Genomic DNA, 11424 nt, shown 5'->3' with positions numbered 1-11424 from the left:
TTCGGATTTACACATTATGGATAGATCATTAAAAGACTTAAAAAAACAAACAAGTGAAATGATAGAAACATTTCAAACCTACTGGACTGCACAAAATTTCCAAGAGGATTATGATCGTTTGGTGTCCTTAATTGAAAAGGCAAACGATCCAAAATTATGGGATTCACCTGACCATGCTAAAAACGTAACTCAAAAACGAAACGAATTACAATTAAAGTTGGATCCATGGTTGGATTTAAAAAAAGAACTTTTAGATTTTCCAGACTTAATCGAACTCACTTCGGAAGAGATGGGAGAATCTGGATTAAAATCATTAAACAATGATTTTGAAAGAATGTTTGAGGCATTTGAAAACTTGCAAATGTTAGATGCTCTTTCTGGCAAAGATGATGGAAAAGCTGCCTTTATCAATATCCATCCAGGAGCGGGTGGAACTGAATCACAAGACTGGGCTGATATGTTACTTCGTATGTACACAAGGTTTTGTGAACAAAAAGGTTACCGAGCAGAACTTGTGGACTACCAACCGGGTGAAACCGCTGGAATCAAAAACGCTACACTTTACATCCAAGGGGACCATCCATTTGGGTATTTAAAATGTGAATCAGGAGTCCACCGCCTTGTTCGTATTTCTCCCTTTGATTCTAATAAACGTAGGCATACATCTTTTGCGTCTGTCTATGTGACACCAGAAGTGGATGACGATATCCAAGTGAACATCGAAGAAAAAGATTTACGAGTGGATGTTTACCGATCTTCGGGAGCTGGTGGTCAGCACGTGAACACCACCGACTCTGCCGTTCGGATCACACACATTCCAACAGGAGTTGTAGTCTCTTGCCAAATGGAAAGGTCACAAATCAAAAACCGTGATACCGCAATGAAGATGTTAAAAGCACGTCTTTACGAAATGGAAAAACAAAAAGCAGAAGAAGAGAATGCCAAAAAAGCAGGGGAAAAACGTGATATTGCTTGGGGTTCACAAATTCGAAGTTATGTGTTCCATCCTTATAACTTGGTAAAAGACCACAGAACCGATTTTGAAACAGGAAACGTCCATGCGGTGATGGATGGTGACCTGGAAGATTTTATCATTGCCTATTTAAAATACCTGACAAATCAGAAGGCAAACGCTAAAGTATAATCCCATGTCTGTGAAACAGGATATTTCCGGTGCCTTAAGGAAAATCCAAAAAGAAATCCAACAACTTCCGAATATTACGGATCGATTGAATTTCATTTTGGATATGACCCTCACTTTATTTGGTGCCTCAACGGGAAGTATCTCCATTATGGACCAAGAAGAAAAGGTCCTTACCATCGTTGCTGCCAAAGGTATGGACTGGGAGAAAAAAATTGCAGCAAAATTACCGTTTAACTTAGGTGTGACTGGTCGCGCTGCATCTACAAGAGAAATCACCTATGTTCCCGATGTTCTATTAGACAAAGATTATGTAAAACTCATTGAGACGGTTCGCTCAGAACTTGCCATTCCACTCCTTACAAGAGACTCTGTTGTAGGAGTTCTCAATTTAGAATCAGACAAAGTAAACTTTTTTTCACCCGATATCATCAACCAAGCTACTCTCTTTGCTTCTCAATTAACAATTGTTATTTTAGAAGAGAGAATTGCAAAAGAAGCATTCGAAAAATCCAAACGGGAAGAAGACCCTGTTGAAGAGATTTTAGGTTACGATCCAAGCATATTATTTTTGAAACATAGAATTAGGCAAGTGGGTCCTTCCGATATTTCGGTTATGATGATTGGAGAAGAGGGATCTGGCAAAAAATTAGTAGCAAAGGCACTTCATTATATTTCCCAAAGGAAAAATGCTCCCTTTCACACGGTTGATTGTTCTGGACTTAGTTATGAATTATTGGAAGCAGAACTTTTTGGAAGTTTTAGTGGTAAAATCTTCAATCCAGGAAAATTGGAACAATCCAATACTGGTTCCTTATACATAGAATCAATTGGCGATTTACCTTCCAATTTACAAAACAAACTGTTTCAAACTTTAAGTGATAAAACCATTCCGAATCCAACTTTAAAGAAAAAAGACGAAGTTCTAAATATCAGAATATTTACAGGTAGCAAACGAGACCTTTTGGAAGACATTCAGAAAGAAACGTTTTCCATGGATTTATATTACCGCCTAGCGGAAGTTCCACTTCGTATGCCACCGTTACGTGAAAGAAGAGGTGATATACCACTACTTGCACACCATTTTTTATACCAATACAATAAACAATATGGAAGAAACAAATCATTCTCCACCGAAGCCCTAAAGTCATTAACAGGAATGCCGTGGAGTGGGAATGTAAGACAATTACAAAGTGTCATTCAATATGCAGTCCTTGTTCCACAAGAGACAGTGCTTGAGCCATATTCTTTCCAACAAGATGGCAAACGTGAGGAAGAAACACGGACGAAAGTATCGGGATTCGGTGTGGGGACAGAAATTCTCACTCCAAGTGAGAACTTATCTTTGAATTTAGCGATTGAAAAACTAGAGGCAATTTGGATCAAAGAAGCCTTCCAAAGGGCGTCCACCCAAGAAGAGGTTGCAAAACTTTTGGGGATCAGCCGTGGATCTTTGCAATATAAGCTCAAAAATAACCAATTTCTCGACGGTTTCAGCGTTTGATCCTAAGAAAAGGATGGATCGATAGACCTCTTTGGTCGATAGTATAAGAAAGGAGCTTCGAAGTGGCAGAAAGTTATTACCGTACCATCAATGGTAAACAATACGACAATGAATTGTTAGAAATCGTTGAGAAGGCCACCAAACGTAGCAAAGCTCCTATTGGCAAAAACATCGCAAAAACATTATTTGATGCCATCAAAGATGGTGGTGATTATACTGATGTTGAAAAAAGAACTGTAAAACACATCCGCGACAATTTTAAATTTTCACCTGATGCAGATGAATACTTACGATCTGAAATTCGTAAGTGGGCAGCTAAGATTTCTGTTCCAGCTGCAAAGAAAAAAAGCCAATCCAAATCTTCGAATCCCAAAGAGTCTTCTTCTAAATCAAAATCCACTCGAACCAAAAAAACATCTATTTCTGTAAATGAATCTGAATCTTCCTATATGGAAATTTATGATTCGAACGAAGACTCTGGTTATGAAGTAGCACCAACTCCCGAATACAACGAACTTGTTGCACTCAATAAATTCCAAATCACTCCGAAACAAAGCCAATTAGGAAAATTCATCGTCATTGGTCTGATTGTATTATTTTTTCTTTTTCTTTTATTCTTTGGCATTCGAAGTTGTAATCGTAATTCAAGTGCAAACCTTTCCAAACAAGGTAACGTAACATCACAAGGACAAGAGTCCAGTTCACGATCTTTAGAACGTGTTAGCATACAATCTGGAACTGTTTCAAATCGATTTGATTCCCAAGCCAAAGCCATTCGTTATATCAATGATTTACAAATTCGTTTTATCAAACAAAGTATGGCAACTGAAGAAACTGCCTCTGATAAAATTGCAACTCTTGCCGAAGCACTAAAATCCTATCCAGGAATTAAAATTCGAGTCAAAGGGCATACCTGTTTCATCGGTGAAATGGACGAAAATAAAATTTTGTCAGACGAACGTGCGAAATTCATTTATGATGAACTCATCAATAATGGTGTGAACCAAAGCCAACTCGACTACCGAGGGTTTGGTGAAACAGCAGAAATTGATACGAACCAAACGGAAGCCGGCCGAATCAAAAACAGAAGGGTAGACTTTACTGTATTATCAGTCCTTCCTAAAGATTAGATTGTAAACGATACAAGGATTTTGTGAGCATCCGTTTGGTGGAACGAATGGACTCATACAATCCTTCGTATAAAAGTAATGATTTTTTAGCTACACCTAGTTGGGCATTTTCCTTTTCTTCCAAACTCAATTGTTCATCATACCCTTCTGTAATTGTAAGAATCACTCTTTGGATTCCCAAACTCAAAATTTCATTTAATCCTTTTTTTTGAGATACCTCCTCATCGATCAAATCCATTCGTTTGATATCTTCTGAAAATGTTTTTGGATTGATTTGGTTTTTTTGGATTTGTTGGTATATCCGCTGTGAAACGGTAAGGCCTTGTCTCACAAGGATCAGAAATTCGATTAAAGATGTGATTGTATTTTGTATATCTTCGATGAGTAATGATCGTTCAAAAAAGGAAGTATTTTCCTTTAATTTAGATTGGATCAACTTTTTTACATGCATTACAGATTGGATTTGTTTTTGATCGGAAGTATTCTCAAATTCTTTTTGAAAACTGGAATGTTCCATCCCTTCTAATTTGGCACCAAACTTTGTTAAGTTGGTCCATGGGTTTTCTTTGGTATGATCTTCAAACCATTTTTTAAAAATTAACATCTTTTCGTTGGTTATATAGGTTTCATTTTGAATTCCCGAAACTTGTTTTTGGGGAAGGGCAAAAAGTTGTTTGTAATTGTGTTTTTCCCTCCGAAACTTTCGAGACTCTAAGTAATTTAATCTTTCTTCCAACACTGCTCCTTTGGAATGAGCAAGACCCTTCGTAAAACTTAAATCTTGTCCGACCAAATACACTTTCTCGGCACCCATGAGTGTTCCAAGACTTGCAGCATTTGTGGAAACAGAACCACCAAAGGGAACGGAACCAATTTCACCAGATGCAGTTTTTTCTAATAATTGGAGTAATGGAAATGGAGAGGATGTCACAAAACCTTTGTTTGGTCCCTTTTCCAATCTAAGGCTAATATATGTGGAAGTAGGGTCAAAAATTAAAATCCCTTCACCAGTGTAGTCTTCCAAATATTGGCTATTTAATGCCTGAGGATCTACAGAATAAATTAAATCAGGATCTACACCAAAAGATGTAAGGATGGGAACTGCAGTGTCTACTGCTAATAACAAAAATTGGTTTCGGTAACGAAGGATTTCAGGAATGGATTCGGACAAACTTGGTCCTGCACAAGCAATGAGAACTTTGATACCCTTCGCAATGCCAAATAAATCTGCTACAGGTCGAAACTCTGATAATTCTGGAAGGTTGTAACAAATGTTTTTTGCCCAAATTTTTTCAAACCGAGTCAATGTTGCTAAGTTTACGTCCTTCTTATGGAACATTTGTTCGGCGATAAGTTTCAATTTAAGGTATTCTGATTCTTTCCATTGCCAAGACCCACGGTGGGGAACAAAACTAATGGGATGTGTTCCCTTTCCCTTAACTGCGTCTGAAAGTTGGTCTTCTAAATTGTCACCTGTAACAAGAACCAGTTTACCACTAAGTAATGCTTCTGAAAAATCAAACTTTGCCAAAGTCTCTTGTATAAGAAACGAAAAAGGTTCCATCCATATGATCGTTACTTTGGATCTTTCTAATAAATAGGGTATGATATAACCAATTCCTGCACCAAACAACAAATAAATACGTTCGGTTCCATCGTGTGGGAGTTCTGCAACAAAACGTGTGGCTTCTTTTTTCGGATCAAATTGGCTGTGGATCCAGACTCCATTAATTTCTAAAGTATCATCACCAACTTTGGATTTGACTCGTTTGTAATGAGTACCTTCCAACATAGAGTGATCATTTTGAATTAACTCAGAAACTTGTGAAGGTAAACAGGCTAAATTTTTGGAAAGAAAGGATTCGTTCACTTACGGTTCCAAGACAATTTTTACATTTACATTGGGAGAAAGAGATGTATTTGGTTTTGGATCTTGGGATTTGACAAACCCAGATCCATCAAGAGTATACTTCACTTTTAATTGTTTTAGTACTTGGATTACTTCCGATGCAGTTAGGCCTGTCATGTCAGGCATTTGTTTGGGATCTACCTTAAAGATTTTGTTTTTTTGGTTCTGTAATCGGTAAACCAATGCCTTTTCACTTCTTTCTACAATCGGAATGATACTTTCTACAACTTCACGAAAAACGGGAGCAGCAATTCCTCCTCCAGTATGTGCCTCACCGCCTGGTTCATCAAAAACGATAAGACCAACATACTTTGGTTTGTCGGCAGGAAAAAAACCAAGGAAACTTGCCGTAAATAAACCCGCTTGGTATCCTTCACCTGCTTTCGCTTTTTGGGAAGTCCCTGTTTTCCCTGCAATGAAGTAGTTTTCTAAATATGCCTTTTTTCCCGTTCCCTGTGAAACTGCTTTACCCATTGCATTTAATGTTTTTGAAGCAGCACCAGGCTTAATTCCAATTAACTCAGATTTGGTGGAAAATTCATGCACCAACTCACCATAAGAATTGGTGATTTGAGAAACAACACTTGGTTCAAATAAAATACCACCGTTCACGACGGCGGCAGCAGCGGTAATCAACTGAATTGGTGTTACTGAAACTCCTTGTCCTATTGACAAAAAATACGGTGTACTTTTGTTCCATTTGTTTTGTGGAGGGAGATAACCTTTTGCTTCATGGATGGAAAAATTAGTTCTTTTGCCAAATTTGAAACTATCCAAATAACGATAGTAAGTTGCCTCGTCAATTTTTTGAGCCGCTTTGATGATTCCAACATTACAAGAATATTGAAGGATTTCATCTAAATTGACATGGCCATGGTTGTCTGTGCAACGAATCACAGTTTTGCCAATTTCAATATATCCCGGACAATGGAATCGTTCTCCTGGTAGAATTTTACCTTCGTTTAGTAACATCAATGCGATAAAAATTTTCATTGTGGATCCAGGTTCATACACATGCCGGATGGACCAATTGGTATGGGATTCCACTGGAAAGTCTTGGAAATGATTGGGATCAAAATTAGGAAAGGATGCCATAGCCAGGATTTTTCCTGTTTCTGTATCCATGATCATTCCGATTCCACGTTTGGAAGCGGTTTGGAGAAAAGCTTTTTGTAAGGATTTTTCCAATCGGTATTGTATGATACTGTCAATTGTTAGGTGAACATTATTTCCTTTTGAAGATTCAGCATCTGGTGTGGATAACAGTTCCAAGTTATACAACATTTCAAGACCAGATAGGGCTTTATCATCATCATAACCTGTAAATCCAAGTAAACTAGCAGCAAGACTTCCCTGTGGGTAAATTCGTTTGTATTCTTTTTCGACTCTTACACCTGGGAGTGAAAGTGCTTTGATATTTTCTGCTTTTGATAATTCAATTTCTCTTTTTAGTAAAAAATAGTTTTGTTTGTCTCGAATGGTTTCGATCAGTTTATTTGTTGGAATTCCAAGAACTGGACCTAACTCTTGTGCGGTGAGTTCAGGATCATAAATATTGGATGGATCAATTCCAACCGTTGCTGATTCTCGAGAGATCGCAAGTTCGATGCCTCGTCTATCGTAAATGGTTCCTCGTTGTACAAATTTATTTGCTTTTAAATTGATTATGTTTTCATTAAAGTAAGTGAGATACACAACTCGGAAAAACAAAACAACAAATAATGATAAGATAAAATAGAAGATATATTTAAAACGAAGTTTGTATTCTGTCATTGTTAAAAATAAAAGATTACCTTTCCTTTGATTTTTTCAACTGGTACGAGTCCAAAGGATCTTGAGTCAGTTGAATATTGTCGATTATCTCCAAGTAATAAATAATAACCAGGAGGGATCCTTCCTTGTTTGTCCATTGCAAGAAATGGAGAATGATGTCTGTTTAAAAAGACAGAAGTGGAAGGTTCACTTGTGTAAGTTCCTTTTGGAAGATAATTTTCTAAAAGTTCCATGGAATCAATGAGCACCCTTCCTGATTCAATGGAATAAAATTCGCCAGGTAAACCTATCACACGTTTAACGACAAGTTCGTCTTCTTGGCTCACAAATAAGACTAAGTCCAATTTATTGATACTTGGATCGGTGTACAATAATTCCGTTCCAAAAAATTTGGCAGAGATGGCATACCCTCCCTTCCAGACAAAAACGACAGATCCATGTTCCAAGGTAGGAAACATGGAATTCCCTTGGACAGAATAGATTTGGAATAAAAAGATTCGGACAAACAGTAAGAAACAGAGAAATAAGAAGACAAAGAGGCTTCTTCTCACGTAACGTTTGATTTTACTCCACCAATTGGGGTCTAAAGTTTCTGTTTCCATATCCATCAAAAAACGATAAAAATCATTCGTGCATTTTTCCCCTTTCCAAAGAATGGAAAAGGAAGTTTCCGTAAATCTGAAGCCTAGAGAAGTCTATGTCACTTACAAAATATCAATTCCGAGCACAGTTTCGATGCACCAACGAATCCTGTCGCAAAACATACCCGCTCCACCAGGTCATCTATTCCTGTTCCAGTTGTGGAGAACTTCTAAATGTTGAACATGATTTAGACAGCTTAAAAAAAATCCCAGCAGAAGAGTGGAAGTCTACCTTTGAATCTCGCTTCCGTTCCAGCCAATTTCCCAATGCTTCTGGGGTTTGGGGCAAAAAAGAATGGGTTCTCCCCGAAATCAAAGAGGAAAACATCATCACCTCTGGGGAAGGGACAACCCATTTGTATGATGCGTCTCGTTTTGCAAAGGACCTCGGTTTAAAAAGCCTTCATGTCAAACAGTGCGGAGTTTCTCATACTGGTTCGTTTAAAGATTTAGGGATGACCGTACTTGTAAGCCAAGTGAACCAAATGATTGCAGATGGAGTTCCCATTAAGGCAGTTGCTTGTGCATCGACGGGAGACACTTCTGCTGCTCTTGCTTCTTATGCTGCCAAAGCGGGAATTCCAGCCATTATTTTACTTCCAGCTAACAAAGTTTCAACGGCTCAACTCATCCAACCTGTCTCGAACGGTGCCATAGTGCTTGCATTAGAAACTGACTTCGATGGTTGTATGGCAGTTGTAAAAGAACTCACTCAAGAAAAGTCAATTTACCTAGCAAATTCCATGAATTCCCTTCGCATCGAAGGTCAAAAATCAATTTCTGTGGAAATCACCCAACAATTAGGTTGGAATGTGCCCGATTGGGTTGTGATCCCAGGTGGGAATTTAGGAAATGTTTCCGCCCTTGGTATGGGTTTTGAAATGATGTTAGAACTTGGTCTCATTCAAAAACTGCCAAGGATCATCCTTGCTCAGGCAAAAAATGCAAGTCCTCTGTATGAGTCGTTTAAGAAGGGTTTTGCGGAGTTCTCTCCAGTCACTGCTGAAAAAACCTTAGCGTCTGCGATTCAAATTGGTGATCCTGTTTCCGTGAAAAAAGCGATCCGTGTTCTGAAAAAATTCAATGGGATTGTCGAGGTGGCAACGGAAGAAGAATTAGCGAACGCAAGTGCAAAAGGGGATTTGTACGGACTGTATAATGACCCTCACACAGGTGTGGCACTTGCTAGTTTATTAAAATCAATCCAATCGGGAGTGGTTAAACAGGGGGAGTCTGTTGTTGTGATCTCCACTGCCAATGGTCTCAAATTCACCGAGTTCAAACTTGCCTTTCACGAAGGGAAAATTCCGAAGGTGGATGATACCTTAAAGAATGTGATTTTACCTTGTAAGCCAACCTTATCGGGAGTGATGGAAATCCTCGGTAAACATTTGAAGAAAACATAAATCGCTAGACAAATCCCCACTTCACTGGCAATTTTTTTAAGTTTACCGGTATGTCCCAAGAGATTTCTCTCAGTCCAGATTTTTGTCGAACTGTGGATCAGGCTGTAGAGGCAGGGAAAAAAATTTCCATGATCACCTATGTGATGGGAGACATAGGTGAGGCAAAACTCAAATACATTTTGTTACGAATTTTGCGTTCCCTGGATCGTGAAGACCTGATGGAACTCTTCTACACTGCTGCAAAAGAATTAATTGTCAATTCTACGAAAGCAGCAATCAAACGAATCATTTTCGAAGAACTCCAACTCAATATCCAAAAATTAGAGGATTATGAAGAAGGAATGAAACTCTTCAAATCAAGTTTGAATGAACGCAAATTTCCCACTTATAAACAAAAAATGAGAGAATCGGGACATTTTGTTAAAATCACTTGTATTTACAAAAAAGACAAAATAGATTTAGAAATTCGAAATAATTTTCCTTTATTGCCAATTGAAGCAGAAAGGGTAAAAGAAAAGTTTATCAATGCTAAAAAGTATGATAATCTATTCGAGTTCTTTATGGAACATGGTGATAGTACAGAAGGAGCTGGAATGGGAATCACAATGGTAGAAATATTATTGTCTCAATCTGGATTTGATCGTCGTTTATTTTCAATATACTCATCAGAAAGGAAAAAGGAAACAGTAGCGCGTGTCGAAGTTCCATTACATGAAATACCAAAATCAAATGGAATGATCGAACAACTGTTTGTAGAATAATGTCAGAATTAAGTACAAAAGCAGACCAATTAAAAAGACAAGCAGACCTTCTCGGATTAACTAGAGAGGCTGTGTTTACTGATGAACAAGCCAAAGAAGTTCTACAAGGAAAAATCACCGATGGTTACTTGGTTAAAGTAAAAATTGATTTGGACAGTTTGAACGGAATGGTTCTCATTTTAGTTTCCTCCATACGTAAACACATTATGGAACTTTATGCAGTTGTGGGAATGTCTCCCACCTTTCGTCGGATTCGAACGTTTGCGGATCACGTACAAATTTCAACAGACTTAGGTGACATTGGTAAAACAGGTGGTTATGATCCTGCTATCTCTGAAAATATTGGTCGTGCTGTTCACCGAGCATTCACCAAAGAGAAGTTAGAGGAACTCCTTCCCCTTTGGCAAAAGAAGGATCCTTCTCATATCACAGAACTTTTAGAAAATCCAATTCTTATGGCAACCAAGGGAAGGAATATCAAACTACAAGCTGAAGTAGATAAAATTTCGACGGCAAAGTTTCGATATGAAAATCCAATGAAAGGGGTCATCCTTCCCATTCCAAAACCAGAAGACGAGGCACCAGCCGCACAAGATGCTTCTGTTCCTTCTGTTTCCACCGAACTTCCAAAAGGTGAAGGTTCTGCTTTGGATCGACAAATTGCACAATTTCGTGTCGCTTTTCCAAAAGAACTCAATATGAAAACGGTTATCTCTCCTATCAATGGAGTTGAGTTTGATAACTTAATGGAAGGTATGGAAATTTTATTTCGAGTTCCAACGGAAACACCAGAAGGACTCACAAATGCACAAATATTGGGTCTCATTGACGAAGAAGGTAAAATCAAAAAGGAACCTGTTGTAGGCAAATTCCTTGGGATTGCGAGTAACAAAACCGAATACCATATTTTTGCTGAAGGACCAAATCAGTATTTATTCCATTCGATCGAAGAACATCCAGTAAAGGTAGCTATTCCTAAACCTGCATCCATTGCTGGAACGGGAAACAAAACGGGAGCCGGCCAAACCCAAAAGAAAAAAGTAGGGAATGCACAACAAGATACAAAATCTTCAGGTGCCAACTTATTTATGTTAATGGGTGCATTCATCACAATCGTACTCATTGGAGTTTTGATTTTTGTGATGGTGATTTTGTAAAA

The 11424-nt window shown here is 38.1% G+C and carries 9 protein-coding genes; 6 read left to right on the top strand and 3 right to left on the bottom strand.

Features of this window, described 5'->3' with window-relative positions; translation table 11 throughout:
* Positions 1–16: 16 nt before the first annotated feature.
* From prfB to ND855_RS15165, 3 genes are all read left to right on the top strand, one after another.
* Positions 17–1144, top strand: coding sequence for a peptide chain release factor 2 (gene prfB, locus ND855_RS15175; RefSeq protein WP_265359035.1), 1128 nt, complete (start codon positions 17–19; stop codon positions 1142–1144).
* A 4-nt stretch (positions 1145–1148) separates the two neighbouring features.
* Positions 1149–2645 carry a sigma 54-interacting transcriptional regulator gene (locus tag ND855_RS15170; RefSeq protein WP_265359034.1) on the top strand — a complete coding sequence of 499 codons (1497 nt, stop codon included), beginning with the start codon at positions 1149–1151 and terminating at the stop codon, positions 2643–2645.
* A gap of 62 nt (positions 2646–2707) precedes the next feature.
* A complete protein-coding gene (locus tag ND855_RS15165; RefSeq protein WP_265359033.1) occupies positions 2708–3775 on the top strand; it encodes an OmpA family protein in 1068 nt (355 codons plus the stop codon).
* Here the strand turns inward: ND855_RS15165 and ND855_RS15160 are convergent.
* Genes ND855_RS15160 through lepB form a run of 3 tightly spaced genes read right to left on the bottom strand, consistent with a single transcriptional unit; the run spans position 3765 to position 8059 of the window.
* Positions 3765–5645, bottom strand: coding sequence for a motility associated factor glycosyltransferase family protein (locus ND855_RS15160; RefSeq protein ID WP_135594413.1), 1881 nt, complete (start codon positions 5643–5645; stop codon positions 3765–3767). The two genes, ND855_RS15165 and ND855_RS15160, sit on opposite strands and share 11 nt — an antisense overlap.
* A complete protein-coding gene (locus ND855_RS15155; protein ID WP_135594411.1) occupies positions 5646–7457 on the bottom strand; it encodes a penicillin-binding protein in 1812 nt (603 codons plus the stop codon).
* Between the two features lie 2 nt (positions 7458–7459).
* Positions 7460–8059: a signal peptidase I gene (gene lepB, locus ND855_RS15150; RefSeq protein WP_246838052.1), complete on the bottom strand. Its 600-nt coding sequence runs from the start codon at positions 8057–8059 to the stop codon at positions 7460–7462.
* Between the two features lie 95 nt (positions 8060–8154).
* On the opposite strand from lepB, the gene thrC reads away from it, so the two are divergent.
* Genes thrC through ND855_RS15135 form a run of 3 tightly spaced genes read left to right on the top strand, consistent with a single transcriptional unit; the run spans position 8155 to position 11422 of the window.
* Positions 8155–9504, top strand: coding sequence for a threonine synthase (thrC, locus tag ND855_RS15145; RefSeq protein WP_265359032.1), 1350 nt, complete (start codon positions 8155–8157; stop codon positions 9502–9504).
* A 50-nt stretch (positions 9505–9554) separates the two neighbouring features.
* The gene (locus ND855_RS15140; RefSeq protein WP_135662302.1) at positions 9555–10265 is read left to right on the top strand and encodes a hypothetical protein; all 711 of its coding nucleotides are present in this window, start codon (positions 9555–9557) and stop codon (positions 10263–10265) included.
* On the top strand, positions 10265–11422 hold the full coding sequence (locus ND855_RS15135; protein ID WP_135662304.1) for an LIC10486 family protein: 1158 nt from the start codon (positions 10265–10267) through the stop codon (positions 11420–11422). The genes ND855_RS15140 and ND855_RS15135 overlap by 1 nt, the downstream gene beginning before the upstream one ends.
* The last annotated feature ends 2 nt before the right edge of the window (positions 11423–11424 follow it).

The organism is Leptospira paudalimensis, assembly GCF_026151345.1.
Taxonomy (GTDB): Bacteria; Spirochaetota; Leptospiria; order Leptospirales; family Leptospiraceae; genus Leptospira_A; species Leptospira_A paudalimensis.
The sequence above is the reverse complement of the archived record's forward strand: the minus strand, read 5'-3'. Positions and strand labels throughout refer to the sequence as shown.